The organism is Exiguobacterium sp. KKBO11 (genome assembly GCF_001644945.1).
In the GTDB taxonomy this organism is placed as follows: Bacteria; Bacillota; Bacilli; order Exiguobacteriales; family Exiguobacteriaceae; genus Exiguobacterium_A; species Exiguobacterium_A abrahamii.
In genome coordinates this window covers 875,039-891,202 of sequence record NZ_LUCU01000011.1, presented here as the reverse complement: position 1 = coordinate 891,202, position 16,164 = coordinate 875,039, and the positions used below count along the sequence as shown (strand labels likewise).

The window sequence follows — 16,164 nt, the reverse complement described above, 5'->3', positions numbered from 1 at the left end:
AAGTATTATTCGATTCTTTCTCCTTCAAGTAGCCCTTGTCGTTCGATATAGTCACGCAAGACATCGTATTCCGGCGCTTGCCAAAAGGCGTCCGATCGCAGTAAGCGGACTGCATCTTGTCGCGCAGTTTCCATGACTTGTATATCGAGCGCAGGATCAGTCAAGACGAAGCGCGGTAATCCACTTTGTTCGGTACCGAAGAAATTTCCGGCTCCGCGCAGTTTTAAATCCTTTTCCGCTAGCTTGAAGCCATCGTTCGTCTCCGTCATCGTCTTGATCCGTTCTTTTCCCGTATCGGAAGAGGGATCGGCGATTAGAATACAGTAAGACTGGGCATCGCCTCGACCGACGCGCCCTCTTAATTGGTGTAACTGCGCAAGACCAAAGCGTTCTGCATCATGAATGACGATGATCGACGCGTTCGGAACGTTCACGCCGACCTCGACGACCGTCGTTGAAACAAGGATTTGAACAGTATTCTCCTTAAACGCCTGCATGACCTCGTCTTTTTCTGAAGAAGTCAAGCGCCCATGCATCAAACCGACATGATAGGGCTTGAACCGCTCGGTCAATGTCGCATGTAATTCGATCGCATTTTGAACTTCGAGTGATTCGGATTCCTCGATCAATGGCGTGATGACGTAGGCTTGTCGACCTTGCGACAATTCTTTCTCGACGAACCCGAAAACGCGTTCCATCTGTTGCGGTTTCGCCCAGTAGGTCTCGATTTCCTTTCGTCCCGCCGGCATCTCATCGATGATCGAAACATCCATATCTCCAAAGACCGATATCGCAAGCGTACGCGGAATCGGTGTCGCTGTCATATATAATACATCTGCCTGTTCAGCTTTCGCGCGCAACCGCTTCCGTTGTTCGACACCGAAGCGATGTTGTTCATCGGTGATGACGAGGTGTAATGCCTTGAACTGGACGGTGTCTTGAATCAGCGCATGTGTTCCGACCAAGACGTCGATCTCTCCTGTTACAAGAGCTTCGAGCAAGTGTGCACGCGCTTTCCCTTTAACGGAACTCGTCAGTAAACCGACCCGAATCCCAAGTGGTTCAAGCAATGGGGCGAGCGACGCTGCATGCTGTTCCGCTAAAATTTCAGTCGGCACCATCAAGGCGCCTTGTTTTCCGGCACGAACCGTCGCGAACAAGGCGATGGCAGCGATGACGGTCTTCCCGCTTCCGACATCCCCTTGCAACAACCGATTCATTCGTTCGCCGCGACCGATGTCGTCTAGGATTTCTTTTGTCACACGTTGCTGGGCACCTGTCAGCGGAAACGGCAGGCTCTTGATGAAATTCGCGATATCCGTTTCATGAAGGGGAAGAGCAATCCCTTGACCTTTCCGTCGTCCAAGACGTAACGCCTGTAATTTCAGTTGGAAATAGAGGCACTCCTCGTAGACATAACTGCGACGAGCAGCCGTTAACTCTTGTCGATTCGTTGGGAAATGAAGCGACTTTAACATCGTCATCCGGTCTTGTAACCGGTATGTCTTCCGGATACTATCCGGGATCCGTTCAGCTAATGCCTCAGTCTCCTTGAACGCCAAGTCGACGACGCGTCGGAATGTCTTCATCCGCATGTCACCTCGTAGCGAGTAGACCGGTGTCAATTCGCCTTCGATTGCCCCGAATTGCAATTCCGTCGCAGAGATCGTCATCCGGTGTAAGTCCCACTTGCCACTGACCGTCACTTCTGCCCCAAGTTGCAATTGGTCTTTGTAGAATGCTCGGTTGAACATCGTTACGGTCACACTATACCGTTCTTCAACGAGCAGACGGAACGTTAAACGATTCTTTCCTTTTCCGTAATAGCGCACAAGTGGTTCAGATTGGACTTGACCCGTGAACTTGACTTTATCCTCATGGATTGCTTCCGTTAGACTTCCCGTCACGAAGTCGTCATAACGAAACGGGACGTGCTCGAGCACGTCCGCAACGGTGAGAATATTCATCTCTTCTAGTTTTTTCGCCAAATCCCGTCCGACACCTTTTAATGTCTTGACGTCACGTGATGGATTCATTCGATAACTCTCCGAAGATTTTTGCTTCGAGCCAGCGACCAGTCGGCGTATTCGCGAGTCCACCTTTTGCTGTCTCGCGAAGCGCAGACGGCATCATCTGACCAATCTCATGCATGGCTGAGATGACTTCATCACACGGAATCCGTGACGTGATTCCAGCGAGTGCCATGTCGGCAGCGACAACAGCATTCGCCCCACCCATCGCATTGCGTTTCACGCATGGCACTTCGACGAGTCCTGCAACAGGATCACAGACGAGTCCAAGCATGTTCTTCAGCGCGATCGCAAAAGCATGCGCTGACTGATCCGGTGTTCCGCCCGCCATCTCAACGATGGCAGCTGCTGCCATCGCTGTTGCCGAACCGACTTCTGCTTGACAGCCACCAGCCGCTCCGGAAATCGATGCATTGTTCGCGACGACGAAGCCGAACGCACCGGATGTGAACAAGAAGCGTAACATCTGCTCACGCGTTGGGTTTAAGCGATCTTTGACAGCAAATAACGTGCCTGGCACGACGCCGGCACTCCCTGCCGTTGGTGTCGCACAAATTTTTCCCATCGCAGCATTGACTTCATTCGTTCCGATTGCCTTACTAACGGCGTCCAGTAATAAATCACCGGATAATCCTTTACCTGAAGCACGGTACCGTTGAAGCAAGACAGCATCCCCACCGGTCAGTCCTGTCACCGACTGGACACCGTCACCATCAAGTGAACGAGCGACTGCTTCTTCCATCACTTGCAGGTTTCGTTCCATCATCGCATAGACTTCATCTCGCTCTAAATGACGAACCGTCATCTCTTGCTCGATCATGACTTCCGAAATCGGAATATTTCGTTCCGTCGCGATGGCGACGAGTTCTTTTACGGATTTAAACATGTCTTCACTCTCCCATCATGACGGCACGCTCGACTTGAGGTAACCGATCGATTTCTTCCAACACTTCTGCCGTTATCCGGTCATCAATCTCAATTGCCATAAGTGCTTGTTTTCCTTTTTCATGCCGTGACACTTCCATATGCCCGATATTGATTTCGTAATCAGCCAAAATGCTCGTCACGGCTGCAATCGCACCAAAACGGTCATGGTGCAAGACGACGAGTGCCGGTCCCCCACCGGACAAACGAAGCGGTACACCATTTAATTCCGTGATTTCAATCGTTCCCCCACCAATTGAAATACCAACCAATTCAAACTCTTCTACTCCATTCGTCAAATGGACACGAGCCGTATTCGGATGATCCGTCAACGCCTCACTCGTCTCGAAATGAATCTCAATCCCTTTCGACTTCGCGATATCGATCGATTGTGGAATCCGGTCGTCAAACGTATCGTATCCGAGAACACCGCCGATGATGGCGACATCCGTTCCATGTCCACGATACGTATCCGCGAATGAACCGTAAAACGTGATGTGGATGACAGTAGGCGTTTCCCCGAATAATTTACCCGCCATCAATCCAATCCGTGCAGCTCCTGCTGTATGCGAGCTCGATGGACCAACCATGACTGGTCCGATGATGTCAAAGACGCTACGATATTTCATTTCTTTTCCCCTCTCTATGAAACAAACGAAATCCCACCTCTATTATCGCAGATGGTGGGATTCGTGAAAAGGCTAGTCGCCCTTTTTCAGTATGATGGTTTTATTCGACGCTTAAAATGTACGAATAAAGTGGTTGTTTGCCGTCGTGGACTTCCACTTCAGCATCCGGATTGACCGATTCGATGTACGCGACGAGTGCGTCAACTTCTTCTGTTGAGACGCCTTCACCGTAAAGAACCGTGATGATTTCGTCGTCCTCAGTGACGAGTGTATCGACGAGTTTCTTGACGGCACCAAGACTTGAAGCGTCCGTAGCGACGATTTGTTTTTCAGCAATCGCCATATGGTCGTCCTTCTTGATTTCTACACCATCGATGTTCGTATCACGTACGGCATATGTGACTTGTCCCGACTTAACAGCTGCAATCGCATCTGCCATATGCGCTTCGTTCTCTTCGACAGTCGCTTCTGGATTATAGACGATTGTTGCTGCTAAACCTTGTGGAACTGTTTTTGATTTCACGACCGTCACACCACAATTCGCAACAGATGCTGCTTGTTCAGCGGCCATGATGATGTTTGAGTTGTTTGGATAGACATAAACGTGTTCAGCGTGTGCATCCTCGATCGCCTTAACGATATCTTCCGTCGACGGGTTCATCGTTTGTCCGCCTTCGATGACGACACTGACACCGAGTGATTTAAAGAGTTCGCTGATTCCTTCACCCATTGCGACTGTCACGAGGGCTGCTTTCGCTTTTGCCTTCGGTGCAGCGACTGGAGTGACTTGGTTCGCACCTTCTTCTTCAAGGATCGTCGAGTGTTGTTGACGCATGTTTTCAATCTTAACAGCGACGAGTTCACCGAAACGTTGTCCTTTTGTGATGACTTCTCCTGGTGTTTCAACGTGGACGTGAACTTTAAGGAGTTCTTCATCCGCTACGACGAGCAATGAATCACCGAATTCCGCTAATTCGTTACGGAAGTCTTCTTCGCTAAATGGTGCATTCGCAAGCTTGTCATCTTGGAAACGAACCATGATTTCCGTACAGTAACCGTAATGGATTTCTTCTGTCGACATGAAGCTTTGAGCCGTTTTATGATGCTCTGCTTCGACGAGTGCTTCCATGACAGGCGCATGCGGTTTGTCGAGTTCTTTTCCTTCGAGTGTTGCGAGGAATCCTTCATAGATACAGACGAGACCTTGACCACCAGAGTCAACGACGCCGACTTCTTTTAATACCGGAAGAAGTTCTGGTGTACCGTCGAGCGATACTTTCGAAGCTTCGACGAGTTGACGCATCAACTCTAAGAAATCCGTCGTCGTCTCAGATTGTGCGATAGCAGCGACCGCTGTTTCACGGGCAACCGTCAAGATTGTCCCTTCGACCGGTTTCATGACTGCTTTGTATGCTGTATCGACACCTTTTTGTAACGCATCTGCGAATTCCTTCGTATCAATCGTTGTTTTGCCTTCGATTGATTTCGAGAATCCACGGAACAATTGACTTAAGATGACGCCAGAGTTTCCGCGCGCCCCCATCAATAATCCACGTGCGAAGACGTTCGCGACTTCCGATACAGAATCCGAAGTTGATTTACCTGCTTCTTTTGCACCTGAAGTCATCGTCAAATTCATGTTCGTTCCCGTATCACCATCTGGCACAGGGAAGACGTTCAATGAATCGACGAAATCTGCATTTTGATAGAGATTCGCCGCGCCATTTTGAATCATCTTGACTAACTGCGCTCCTGTTAAACGATCTACACTCACTAAAGTTTCCTCCTCTATTCCCGCCTTAGACATTCGTCAAGCGGACTCCTTGGACAAAGATGTTCACAGATGTCACGTCAAGACCTAGTGCCTGACTGAGCGTGTATTTCACGCGACTCTGTACGTTGTTCGCCACCTCTGAGATTTTCGTTCCATAGCTTACGATGATATGCATATCGATATGGACCTGCTCTGAAGCCTGTCGAACGATGACACCGCGTGCAAAGTTCTCACGTTTTAAGAGTTCAGCAAGACCATCCTTGATTTGAGACTGGGATGCCATACCAACGACACCAAAACATTCCATTGCTGCGCCGCCCGCAAGTTGCGCGACGACATCATTATCTACATCAATCTTTCCATAGGTCGTTTTCATCTCGATCGCCACCTGAGTAGCCCCCTTTGAATATTGTATTCTTCTCATAATTCTACTATAAGGACCTACTATTGAAAAGTCGCCGTACTGACTATACAATGAATAAGTGAAAAATAGTAGCGGTCAAATGAACTTTTACCATCATCCTCATCCATTATTTTAAATTTCGAGGTTGTCTGTCAAGTTTTTTTCTTGTCAGCTACTTTTTTTATGTTGCAACCGCCCTGACACCATGCTAAGATAGCAAAGTGTCTATTAGGACGAACGCAAAACAACATAAAAGGAGGCGGAACGCATGGCACGTAAATGCTACGTTACTGGGAAATCGCCAAAGTCGGGTAACAACCGTTCACACGCATTGAACAAAACAAAACGTACTTGGGGAGTCAACGTACAAAAAGTACGTATCCTCGTCGACGGTAAGCCGAAAAAGGTTTGGGTTTCAGCTCGAGCTCTTAAATCAGGTAAAGTCGAACGCGTATAAGGCGCAACCACCGGATGGGAATCTTCCCTTCCGGTTTTTTTATGCCCTCATTTATTTTTCTCATAAACTAATTGTCGCTTTTATTGAAAACGCTTACAATAGGAACGTACTTTATTTTGTCAGAATTGGGGGAAGTCATCATGCAACTCAAACGAGAGATGACGAGTCGACACCTGTTCATGATTTCACTCGGCGGAATCATCGGAACAGGCTTATTTTTAGGGTCAGGATTAACGATTTCACAAGCAGGACCTCTCGGGGCGGTCCTCAGTTACATCGTGGGTGGGACCATCATGTATCTGACGATGTTATGTCTAGGAGAATTAGCGGTCTATCTGCCGGTCTCGGGGTCATTTCAGACCTATACGACCCGATTCATCGGACCAGGGGTCGGCTTTGCCGTCGGTTGGATTTATTGGCTCGGCTGGGCCGTGACGGTGGCACTCGAAATTACAGCTGCCGGCAGTTTGATGGACCGCTGGTTTCCGAACGTACCCGTTGTCGTCTGGTGTACCGTCTTTACGGTCTTGCTGTTCGGTCTGAATGCCGTCTCCGCCAAAGCATTCGGTGAAGCTGAATTCTGGTTCTCGAGTTTGAAGGTCCTCGCGATCCTGTTCTTCATCATTCTAGGTGGCGCTGCTTGGTTCGGCTGGTTACCGATGGAAGCAGATCGTCCGACATCGTTATTTGCGAACTTTACGGCAAGCGGTTGGTTTCCAAACGGGATTCTCGGTGTCTTGACGACGATGATTGCCGTCAACTTCGCCTTCCAAGGAACGGAATTGATCGGTGTTGCGGCTGGGGAGTCCGACACGCCCGAAAAATCGATTCCAAAAGCCATCCGCAATACAGTCTGGCGGACGTTCATCTTCTTCGTCTTATCGATTACGATCGTTGGTGCATTAATTCCGTATGAAACAGCTGGCGGAGTCAGCAGTCCGTTCATCATGGTCTTTGATGCGATCGGTATTCCGTACGCTGCTGATTTGATGAACATCGTCGTCTTGACAGCGTTGTTGTCCGTCGGAAACTCCGGATTATATGCGGCGACTCGGATGTTATGGGCAATGGCGCAAGAAGGGATGATTTCAAAGAAATTATCTTACGTCAATGCACGTGGTGTGCCGATGCGGGCGTTGCTCTTTACGATGATGTTCGCGATGTTATCGCTTCTGACCGCATTTTTCGCAGAAGATACCGTCTTCATTTGGCTCTTGTCCTTAGCCGGACTCGGGGCTCAAGTCGGCTGGATTTCAATCTCTGCTTCGCAGCTTGCATTTCGTCGTCAGTTCGTCCGAAACGGACACGATGTATCCGAACTGAAATTCAAGACACCACTCTATCCGGTGTTACCACTGATTTCGTTGACACTTAACGTCGTCGTCCTCGTCAGTCTTGCGTTTCAAGCGGATCAACGAATCGCTCTATACATCGGTGTTCCTTTCTTCCTTGTCATGTGGGGTAGTTATCATCTCTTCGTCAAAGGAAAACATCTATCCGCTCAAAGCGACATCCGTGTCGCCCCTTCTCAACTCGAAGAATAATTTCATCTAAAAAGAGGCCGCGGAGTCATCCACGGCCTCTTTCCTATGATTGTGCTATTCCTTAAGCGTCCGCATCATCAATAGTTCTCCTTGATGGAGCTCTACCTTCGCTTCTGACGCACACCATTCATTACTGACGGTCAAGGAACCTCCGACCGGTACTGGATGTGCATCAAGTGGATATTTGACTCCGGATAAGCTTAAAGTCGATGGTACGAGTGGAATGAACGAAAGATAATGATAGCTCCCTGCTTCGACTGCATACGTTCCCTCAGCCAAGTATCGTACCTCTTCTCGTTTCGTCACGAGTCGTGCCTCTGGGTATCGCTTCAATAGATATACATTTTGGACGGTCATGTCGAGCCGCCCACCTGTCGCCCCGATAATGAAGGTATCCTCAAACTGTTTCTTCTCTGAGACTGTACGAAGTGCCAGTTCGAGATCCGTTTCATCTTTCTCGGCCGGATGAACGATTGCCCCTTCTGGTACATAACCAAGAGAATCAAAATCACCAATCGTCAGGTCGCATGTCAGCCCAAACGATTCAATCGTCTGAACACCACCGTCGACACCGACGATAAAGTCACCTGGCTGACAAAACGTCAGTAAATCCGGCGCTTCTTCTCGCGGACCGGCACAGACGAGAATCGCCCGCATCTCAGACGCCTCGTGCCGAATAACGGAGTAAGCGTGGCGCAGTCGTGAATAAAAGACCCGCAACGACACCACAAAGAACGTAAGACGGTACCATGTATGTCGCGTTATAAATCAATGAATACGGTACGACTGGACCTTCGGCATACTCGGCAAAAAAGACGATTCCACTGATGACATGACAGATATAACGGAGTCCTGCGCCTAATAACGTCGCCAGGAGAACGAACGCCATCAAGCTTTTCTTTTGTCCATTGCGCGCGGCTAGTCTGACTTGACGCGCGAACAGACCACTTAATCCGACGACACCATACGCAATCGTATAGTCAAGCATCGGTTGAACGATCGTCAAGACTTGTGGAGCGAACATCAATTGAATCGTACCGACAAGCGCTCCCGTGACGACCCCTCCGACGACACCGTGGCGAAATGCCATGACGAAGATCGGTAACATCGCTAAGCTGATTGAGCCTCCTTGTGGCATTTTGAATGGAATCAGTAAATCAAAGACGACTCCGAGACTGGCGAAGATGGCAATTTCCATCATCATTTGTAACCGTTTCATGCTATTTTCCTCCTTCATTGTACGAGAGGACGCAAAAAGGCAGTACGACGAACGCCGTACTGCCTGCGTGCGCCACATCCCTACGTCCGTTTGAACGGAACAGGTTCGAAGGGTTAAAGTCTAAAAGACTCCTCTCAGCCGCTTTTCAAGCGACACCCCTTGCGGTCATCATATTTCGTTTTCTCGTTCTTATTATACGGCAGCCCCTTGACGAATGCTAGTGATCGCTTCCGCATAATCTGGTGCATTGTAGATTGCTGATCCTGCGACGAGAACGTTCGCACCGTTATCGATGCAAAGCTTTGCCGTTTCCGGATTGACGCCACCGTCAATCTCGATTTCAAATGTCAGACCACGCTCTGCTTTCATTTGCGCAAGTGCTGCGAGTTTCGGCATGACACGCTCGATGAAGGCTTGTCCACCGAAGCCCGGATTGACCGTCATCAATAAAACCATATCGACATCCTCAAGGACGTGTTCAATCGTTGATAATGGCGTATGGGGATTCAAGACGACTCCTGCCTTTGCGCCCGCTGCTTTGATTTGTTGCAAGACACGATGGACATGATTCGTCGCTTCGACGTGGAACGTCACGATGTCCGCCCCTGCTTTGACGAAATCCTCGACGAAACGTTCTGGCTGGTCGATCATCAAATGGACATCGAGAATCATATCCGTCTTTTGACGTAAGCTGCTAAGCACAGGTAATCCAAATGAGATGTTCGGTACGAACTGACCGTCCATGACATCAAAATGGATATAGTCCGCGCCTGCTGCTTCGACTGCTTTAACATCGCGTTCGAGATTCGCAAAATCTGCTGATAAGATAGATGGTGCAATTTTAATCATCTTCAATACCTCCGGGCTCGATTCTTGATTTCGTCTATAAACATACCATAGTTCTCATAACGAGAGGACATGATTTCTTGGGCTTCGACGGCTTCCTTGACGGCACAACCGGGTTCATTCAAATGCAAGCAACCTCGGTATTTGCAATCATCTTGTACAGCCACGAATTCAGGGAAACTCCACCGTACATCCTCGATTTCCATATCATACGGAAAATCGAGGTTCGAGAAACCTGGCGTATCGGCAATCAATCCTTCGGCAAGCGGCATCAATGTGACGTGGCGCGTCGTATGACGTCCTCGTCCGAGTGATTTCGAGATCGCACTTGTTTCTAAATCAAGAGAGGGTTCCAGTGCATTGAGCAATGAACTTTTCCCGACACCGGATTGTCCGGCGAGAACGCTCGTTTTTCCAGCAAGTAACGGACGGACTTGCTCAATACCTGCCAACGTCTCACTTGATGTCTCGATGACCGTATACCCAATCTTCCGGTAAGCGGCAATCGCCTCTCGGACAGCCGGTCCTTTAACATCGTCCAGCAAATCCATCTTCGTCAATAGGATGACGGGTTGAATTTCCTTCGCTTCGATCAAAACGAGAAATCGGTCGAGCAAGTGCGCTGAAAAATCAGGTTCTGCCGCCGAGACGACGAGCAATGCCTGGTCGATATTCGCGACTGGAGGGCGTACTAAAAAGTTGTCCCGCTCCTTCACTTCGAGAATATATCCTGTCTCACTTTCGATATGAAGAACGACCTCGTCTCCGACGACTGGACTGATGCCGCGTTTTCGGAAATTCCCTCTTGCCCGTGAACGGACCTCTCCTTCTGGTGTCATGACATCATAAAAGCCACCCTGCAGACGTATGATCGTTCCTTCTCGATTCTCTTCGATGCGTTGTTCCGTCATCCTATGCACTCCTTTTTCATCACATTCATTGTGCGTCTTTTGCTTGATTGTACGTGATGGTTTTTGAACGATACACCGTATCGTCTTTATAGATCGTAATTTTTCCTTCTTCTCCTGGATCAATCGTCACCGGCACGTCGAATGTCTCATCTTGATCAATCGATTCCTCGATGACGGTCCGCTTCCCTTTCGCGTCTTCCGTCTCAATCCGGATGACTTGTTTCGGTGGTTCCTCGTCCTCGTTCTCGCTGACCGCATCATAGACGACCTTTTCAGGGAACGTTGCCGTCACCGTTTTTTCTTCCTCACCTTTTGAGATGAACACAGTCACGGAGTCGTTCGGTTCGACTTGTGCTCCTGCTTGCGGGAATTGACGGATGACTTGATCGAGCTTCACGTCACTTGAAAATTCTTGTTCAAACGTGCCGTCGAGACCCATTTCATCGAGATACGCTTTTGCTTCATCACTCGATAAGTTCGTCAAATCTTTCAATTCAAAGGACGAAGTTCCTTCTGAGACAGTGATCGTAATCGTCTGTTCTTTTGCGATCACTTCCGTTCCAGCAGAGATCGATTGTCGGATAACATTACCTCGCGCGATTTCATCCGACTTTTCACGTTCGACTTCGACTTTTGCGAATCCAGCCTCTTTTAATGTGGCGATCGCCTCTTTTTCAGCGTCATCTGTCACATCCGGTACTTCGACCGGAGCACTACCTGTAGAGACGACCAAGTTGACTGTCGAACCCTTCTTGACTTGTGCGTTTTCACGCGGTGTCTGACTGATGACATCGCCTTCCTCGACTGTATCGCTATTTCGTTCTGTCGTCTCAACAACGAATCCAAGTTTCTCAAGCTTCGTTTCCGCTTCGTCTCCATCCGACTTGACGACAGATGGTACGGTGACCGTTGGATCTGGCCACATCGCAAACGTCGTAGCTGCACCACCTAGCAATATGAGCAATAAGAGGACGATCCACCAGCGGTTTTTCTTTTTCTTTTCCGGTGTTTTCGGTTGAACGGTCGTGACAGCGGGTGATTCTGGTTCCGCTTTTGATTCTTCTGGCACTTGTACAGGCGATAAGACCATCGTCTTTTCCATCTCATCCTCTTCTGCACCACGGATGCCTTCACTTGCTCGTTCGTCAGACAACGCCGTCACCATATCTGTCTTAAAGGCTGCGACGGACTGTTGGCGGTCATGCGGTGCTTTTGCGAGCGCCTGCATGATACAGTTCTCAAGCGCTTGTGGCACTTTCGGATTCAAGACGGATGGGCGACGCGGTGTATCTTGCAGATGCTTTAAAGCAATCGCAACCGGTGAATCACCTTCGAACGGGACTTGTCCTGTAACAAGTTCGTATAATACAGCACCAAGCGAATAGATATCCGACTTCTCATCCGCAAATTTACCTTTTGCTTGTTCTGGTGAAAAGTAATGGACGGATCCAAGGACTGACATCGTATGCGTCAGCGTCGCATTCGACATTGCCACAGCGATTCCGAAATCCGTTACTTTGACGGTACCATCTTCTCGAATCAACATGTTTTGCGGTTTGATATCGCGATGGATGATCCGGTGTGCATGGGCGTGATCGATCGCATCACAAATTTGAGCGATGATATCGACGGCCTGCGGCACAGGTAATGCTTGATTTTCACAAAATGTTTTTAATGTCATACCATCGATATACTCCATGACGATGTAATAGATGGCATCTTCTTCGCCTACATCATAGACGGCAACGATGTTTGGATGATTCAAGCTGGTAGCAGCATGCGCTTCACGTTCGAATCGACGAATGAACTGTTCGTCATGCGAAAATTCAGTCCGTAAAATCTTAATGGCAACATGACGCTTTAAAATCTCATCATAGGCTTGATAGACATTCGCCATCCCGCCACTTCCAACTAGCCGTTCTATGCGGTAGCGGTCATTTAATCGATCTCCGTATCGCATATTCAGACCCTCTTTCTTTCTTTGAACCGGATGGCGGCAATCGTAATATTATCCGCGCCTCCTCGAGCATTCGCTTCTTTCACCAATCGTCCAACGATCTCATCAAGCGGCTCATCCTGTAAGATGATCTGTTCGATGACATCATCTGGCACTTCATCGGTCAATCCGTCACTACAGACGAGGACGAGGTCATAGTCTGGAGCATCTCTGACTTGAATGTCGACTTCGACTGTTTCGTTCGAGCCGACCGACCGTGTGATGACATTCTTACGTGGATGATTTTCGACTTCCTCATCCGAAAGTTCCCCCATTTGTCGTAACATGTTGACGTAAGAATGATCATCCGTCAATTGTTTTAACGCCGTACCTTCAAGGGCATAGACCCTACTATCTCCAACATGACCGATGACGAGCAAATCTTCGACCCAGCATACGCAGGCAATGGTCGTTCCGACGATTGCAAGTTGCTCGTCTTTTGAAAACTGAAGAATCCGGGCATTTGCCTCGGCTACACGTTGTTCTATCCATTCAGACAATTCCATCGGACGATTTGGCATGAGTGAAAAGGATGCTTCAAATACCTCGCGAACGATCGCACTTGCGATATCGCCAGCAGCATGACCTCCCATACCGTCCGCAACGACGGCAAGACCACGTTCGGCGTTCCCGACGAGTAATACCGTATCCTCATTTTTAGTCCTGACTTTCCCAGTAGTCGAAAGGTGAGCTAGCTCCATGACAGTCCTCCGTTCGTGTCAATCTTCTCGTTTTTTAAACGCGGCAATATAGAAGCCATCCGTTCCGACTGTCGTCGGTAACAACTTGAGTTCTGCTCGATCCCCGATCAGATGTCGCACGGATTCTGGCATTCGTGCCGCGAAGGATGTGTCAAAATCGAACCCTTGATCGAGAATGAACGCTGTCTGCTCCTCGTTCTCGGTCGGATCAATCGTACAAGTCGAATAGACGAAGGTTCCACCCTTTTTAACGAGTGGTAAGACAGATGTCAGAATATCTCGTTGAATTTTCGGGAGTTGCTCGAGTTGTTCCGGACGTTTCGTCCATTTGATATCTGGTTTTCTCCGAATGACACCGAGTCCTGAACAAGGTGCGTCGACAAGAATCCGATCAAAGGATTCTACTTCGAAGCGTTCCCCTGCTTTACGGGCATCTAACGCTTCTGCTTGAACAGTCGTAAGACCTAATCGTGTCGCTTGCTGTTCAATTAATTTAATCTTATGTGGATGAAGATCAAGTGCCTGTAGTGTTCCCGTTGTCAAACCTTCAGCAATATGCATCGCTTTCCCACCAGGTGCGGCACAGCTGTCAAGTACATGATCAGATGTTTCTGCACCGAGTGCACGGGCGACGAGCATTGAGCTCTCATCCTGCAGAGAAAGATACCCTCGGTCAATCAGATCCGTTTTTTGAACGCTTCCTCGTTCGATTTCGAGACCGTCTGGCGCGACCGTAGATGGTTTTGCCGTCACACCTTGATCGAGTAGAAGCTCGATCGCTTCCTCTCGCGTCGTCTTCGTCCGATTGATGCGAACCGTGACCGGTGCAGGTGTGTTATTCAATTGACAGATTTGAAGCGTTTCTTCTGGACCAAACAGTTCGATCCAGCGTTCGACGAGCCACTGCGGGTGACTCGTTTCGATGCTGATTCGTTTTGCAACAGGCTCGATCTCAGCGAAATTAGGCATTCCCGCCCGTAATACATTCCGGAGCACTCCGTTGACGACTTTCGAGACGTGGACTTTTCCACGTTTTTTAGCAATCTCGACAGCTTCATGGATGACGGCATGATCCGGTACACGATCAAGATAAAACAATTGATACACACTCATCCGTAACAACGGACGCATGAACGGATCAAGTTTTTTCTGTTTCGCTAGATATGGCTCCAAAATATAATCCAGTGTCAATTCACGACTGAGCGTCCCGTAGACGAGTTCCGTGAACAAGCCGACATCTGTTGCTGAGATAGCACGCTTTTCAAGCATCTGGTGGACGGTGATTGTCGAGAAGGCACCACCTTGACCAATTTTCATCAGTGTCGTTACTGCTGCGTCACGTACATTCATGCATTCTCACCTACTTGTTGTCCGAGTTCAAGCGATTGACCGATCCCGCGCATGAACGTAGCACCGTCCATCCGTTTTTTTCCGGACGGCTGTAAGTCGATCAGCTTCAACGCTGTCTCCGAACCTGTCGCGATGACGGGACCATCCGCTTCTAAAGCGATGATTTCGCCTGGTCGTCCCGTTCCTTTGACTTTCGTCGCGAAAAAGACTTTCAATCGGTCATCACCAAGCATCGTATACGTACTTGGGAAAGGATTCATTCCTCGGATTTGATCATAGAGTGTCTCACCCGGTAACGTAAAATCAAGTCGTTCCCGCTCGCGTGAGATGTTCGGCGCAAACGTCGCTTCTGCCTCATCTTGCGCTTCCGGTGTCAATTCACCTGCGAACAGACGCGGTAAGGTCTCAAGCAATAGTCGCGCTCCTGCGTCCGCTAACTTTTCAAACATCGTTCCGACTGTATCGGTCTCTTCGATCGGAACAATGATTTTTGACAACATATCACCGGCATCCAGTCGATCGACCATATACATGATCGTCACGCCTGTCTCTTTTTCTCCATCGATGATTGCTTGATGAATCGGTGCACCGCCACGATATTTCGGTAGGAGTGACGCATGGACGTTGATCGCCCCAAAACGTGGTGCTTCTAAAATCGCTGTCGGTACAATCTGACCGTAAGCTGCCGTGATAATGAGATCTGGTTTTAAATCAAGGACGTCCTGATAGTCTTCACGAATCCGTTTCGGTTGCAACACAGGAATATCGTGTTCCATCGCGACGAGTTTCACAGGTGTCGGTTTGACTTCCCGTTTTCGTCCGACCGGCTTATCTGGTTGCGATACGACACCGACGACGTCATACCCAGCATCGATCACTTCACGCAGTGTCCCTGCCGCAAACTCAGGTGTCCCCATGAAAACGACGCGCGGTTTTTCTTGCTCGACGAGTTTATCCGTGAACAGGACACCGTCTAAATGATCCATCTCGTGCTGGATGGCACGTGCAAAAAAGCCGTTTGCCTTGATTTTGACCGTCCGCCCGAGACGATCTTGCGACTTGACGACGATGCGGTCGAACCGTTCGACCGGTCCGAAAATGCCTGGCATGCTGAGGCATCCTTCGTCATCGATTTGTGAACCATCGGCTTCGATGATTTCCGGATTGATCAGCTCGATCGGTCCTGTCTCATCATCCGTATGGACGACAGCTACACGGATCGGTTGATTGATTTGCGGTGCCGCTAAGCCGACACCATCATATTCGTACATCGTATCGAACATCCGGTCGATCATCTTACCGAGTTTTTTATCGAACTTCGTGACAGGTTCACATACCTGTCGTAATACATCATTTGGTACTTCTACTACTTTATACATA

General features: G+C 49.0%; 15 protein-coding genes and 1 riboswitch. Of the genes, 2 read left to right on the top strand and 13 right to left on the bottom strand.

Annotation, left to right across the window (positions count from 1 at the left end; all coding sequences use genetic code 11):
* Positions 1-5: 5 nt before the first annotated feature.
* The 5 genes from recG to AYO36_RS04595 form a co-directional block, all read right to left on the bottom strand.
* Complete coding sequence (gene recG, locus AYO36_RS04615) at positions 6-2,036, bottom strand: ATP-dependent DNA helicase RecG (RefSeq protein ID WP_035396758.1); 2,031 nt, start codon at positions 2,034-2,036, stop codon at positions 6-8.
* On the bottom strand, positions 2,020-2,916 hold the full coding sequence (sdaAA, locus tag AYO36_RS04610) for an L-serine ammonia-lyase, iron-sulfur-dependent, subunit alpha (protein WP_023468754.1): 897 nt from the start codon (positions 2,914-2,916) through the stop codon (positions 2,020-2,022). Before sdaAA ends, recG begins: the two co-directional genes overlap by 17 nt.
* Before the next feature lie 4 nt (positions 2,917-2,920).
* Positions 2,921-3,583, bottom strand: coding sequence for an L-serine ammonia-lyase, iron-sulfur-dependent subunit beta (sdaAB, locus tag AYO36_RS04605; RefSeq protein ID WP_023468755.1), 663 nt, complete (start codon positions 3,581-3,583; stop codon positions 2,921-2,923).
* Between the two features lie 100 nt (positions 3,584-3,683).
* Positions 3,684-5,357, bottom strand: coding sequence for a DAK2 domain-containing protein (locus AYO36_RS04600; protein ID WP_369815311.1), 1,674 nt, complete (start codon positions 5,355-5,357; stop codon positions 3,684-3,686).
* 25 nt (positions 5,358-5,382) lie between these two features.
* A complete protein-coding gene (locus tag AYO36_RS04595; protein ID WP_023468757.1) occupies positions 5,383-5,745 on the bottom strand; it encodes an Asp23/Gls24 family envelope stress response protein in 363 nt (120 codons plus the stop codon).
* 283 nt (positions 5,746-6,028) lie between these two features.
* Here AYO36_RS04595 and rpmB point away from each other — a divergent pair, with 283 nt between their 5' ends.
* Both rpmB and AYO36_RS04585 read left to right on the top strand, forming a co-directional pair.
* Positions 6,029-6,217: a 50S ribosomal protein L28 gene (gene rpmB / locus AYO36_RS04590; protein WP_023468758.1), complete on the top strand. Its 189-nt coding sequence runs from the start codon at positions 6,029-6,031 to the stop codon at positions 6,215-6,217.
* A gap of 140 nt (positions 6,218-6,357) precedes the next feature.
* The gene (locus tag AYO36_RS04585) at positions 6,358-7,761 is read left to right on the top strand and encodes an amino acid permease (protein ID WP_064299638.1); all 1,404 of its coding nucleotides are present in this window, start codon (positions 6,358-6,360) and stop codon (positions 7,759-7,761) included.
* A gap of 54 nt (positions 7,762-7,815) precedes the next feature.
* Here the strand turns inward: AYO36_RS04585 and AYO36_RS04580 are convergent, their stop codons facing one another.
* The 8 genes from AYO36_RS04580 to fmt all read right to left on the bottom strand — a co-directional run bounded on the left by AYO36_RS04580 (position 7,816) and on the right by fmt (position 16,163).
* Positions 7,816-8,418: a thiamine diphosphokinase gene (locus tag AYO36_RS04580; RefSeq protein ID WP_064299637.1), complete on the bottom strand. Its 603-nt coding sequence runs from the start codon at positions 8,416-8,418 to the stop codon at positions 7,816-7,818.
* A 1-nt stretch (position 8,419) separates the two neighbouring features.
* The gene (thiT, locus tag AYO36_RS04575) at positions 8,420-8,980 is read right to left on the bottom strand and encodes an energy-coupled thiamine transporter ThiT (protein WP_023468761.1); all 561 of its coding nucleotides are present in this window, start codon (positions 8,978-8,980) and stop codon (positions 8,420-8,422) included.
* A gap of 60 nt (positions 8,981-9,040) precedes the next feature.
* Positions 9,041-9,150, bottom strand: a riboswitch (TPP riboswitch).
* A 22-nt stretch (positions 9,151-9,172) separates the two neighbouring features.
* On the bottom strand, positions 9,173-9,829 hold the full coding sequence (rpe, locus tag AYO36_RS04570) for a ribulose-phosphate 3-epimerase (protein WP_064299636.1): 657 nt from the start codon (positions 9,827-9,829) through the stop codon (positions 9,173-9,175).
* A 2-nt stretch (positions 9,830-9,831) separates the two neighbouring features.
* Positions 9,832-10,737 (bottom strand): ribosome small subunit-dependent GTPase A, encoded by a 906-nt coding sequence (gene rsgA / locus AYO36_RS04565; protein WP_029342107.1) that lies wholly within the window; start codon positions 10,735-10,737, stop codon positions 9,832-9,834.
* A 25-nt stretch (positions 10,738-10,762) separates the two neighbouring features.
* Positions 10,763-12,697: a Stk1 family PASTA domain-containing Ser/Thr kinase gene (pknB, locus tag AYO36_RS04560; protein WP_064299635.1), complete on the bottom strand. Its 1,935-nt coding sequence runs from the start codon at positions 12,695-12,697 to the stop codon at positions 10,763-10,765.
* Positions 12,698-12,699: 2 nt separating this feature from the next.
* Positions 12,700-13,434, bottom strand: a complete 735-nt coding sequence (locus AYO36_RS04555; RefSeq protein WP_023468765.1) for a Stp1/IreP family PP2C-type Ser/Thr phosphatase — start codon at positions 13,432-13,434, stop codon at positions 12,700-12,702.
* Positions 13,435-13,452: 18 nt separating this feature from the next.
* Positions 13,453-14,784: a 16S rRNA (cytosine(967)-C(5))-methyltransferase RsmB gene (gene rsmB, locus AYO36_RS04550; RefSeq protein WP_064299634.1), complete on the bottom strand. Its 1,332-nt coding sequence runs from the start codon at positions 14,782-14,784 to the stop codon at positions 13,453-13,455.
* Complete coding sequence (gene fmt, locus AYO36_RS04545) at positions 14,781-16,163, bottom strand: methionyl-tRNA formyltransferase (RefSeq protein WP_064299633.1); 1,383 nt, start codon at positions 16,161-16,163, stop codon at positions 14,781-14,783. The genes rsmB and fmt overlap by 4 nt, the downstream gene beginning before the upstream one ends.
* Between the last annotated feature and the right edge of the window lies 1 nt (position 16,164).

What these genes read in the sequence shown, in the direction of transcription:
- AYO36_RS04580 (WP_064299637.1), bottom strand. Translation starts at nt 8,418, where the DNA reads ATGCGGGCGATTCTCGTCTGTGCCGGTCCGCGAGAAGAAGCGCCGGAT.
- rsmB (WP_064299634.1), bottom strand. Translation starts at nt 14,784, where the DNA reads ATGAATGTACGTGACGCAGCAGTAACGACACTGATGAAAATTGGTCAA.
- fmt (WP_064299633.1), bottom strand. Translation starts at nt 16,163, where the DNA reads ATGTATAAAGTAGTAGAAGTACCAAATGATGTATTACGACAGGTATGT.
- pknB (WP_064299635.1), bottom strand. Translation starts at nt 12,697, where the DNA reads ATGCGATACGGAGATCGATTAAATGACCGCTACCGCATAGAACGGCTA.
- AYO36_RS04555 (WP_023468765.1), bottom strand. Translation starts at nt 13,434, where the DNA reads ATGGAGCTAGCTCACCTTTCGACTACTGGGAAAGTCAGGACTAAAAAT.
- rpe (WP_064299636.1), bottom strand. Translation starts at nt 9,829, where the DNA reads ATGATTAAAATTGCACCATCTATCTTATCAGCAGATTTTGCGAATCTC.
- sdaAB (WP_023468755.1), bottom strand. Translation starts at nt 3,583, where the DNA reads ATGAAATATCGTAGCGTCTTTGACATCATCGGACCAGTCATGGTTGGT.
- rpmB (WP_023468758.1), top strand. Translation starts at nt 6,029, where the DNA reads ATGGCACGTAAATGCTACGTTACTGGGAAATCGCCAAAGTCGGGTAAC.
- sdaAA (WP_023468754.1), bottom strand. Translation starts at nt 2,916, where the DNA reads ATGTTTAAATCCGTAAAAGAACTCGTCGCCATCGCGACGGAACGAAAT.
- AYO36_RS04585 (WP_064299638.1), top strand. Translation starts at nt 6,358, where the DNA reads ATGCAACTCAAACGAGAGATGACGAGTCGACACCTGTTCATGATTTCA.
- rsgA (WP_029342107.1), bottom strand. Translation starts at nt 10,737, where the DNA reads ATGACGGAACAACGCATCGAAGAGAATCGAGAAGGAACGATCATACGT.
- thiT (WP_023468761.1), bottom strand. Translation starts at nt 8,980, where the DNA reads ATGAAACGGTTACAAATGATGATGGAAATTGCCATCTTCGCCAGTCTC.
- recG (WP_035396758.1), bottom strand. Translation starts at nt 2,036, where the DNA reads ATGAATCCATCACGTGACGTCAAGACATTAAAAGGTGTCGGACGGGAT.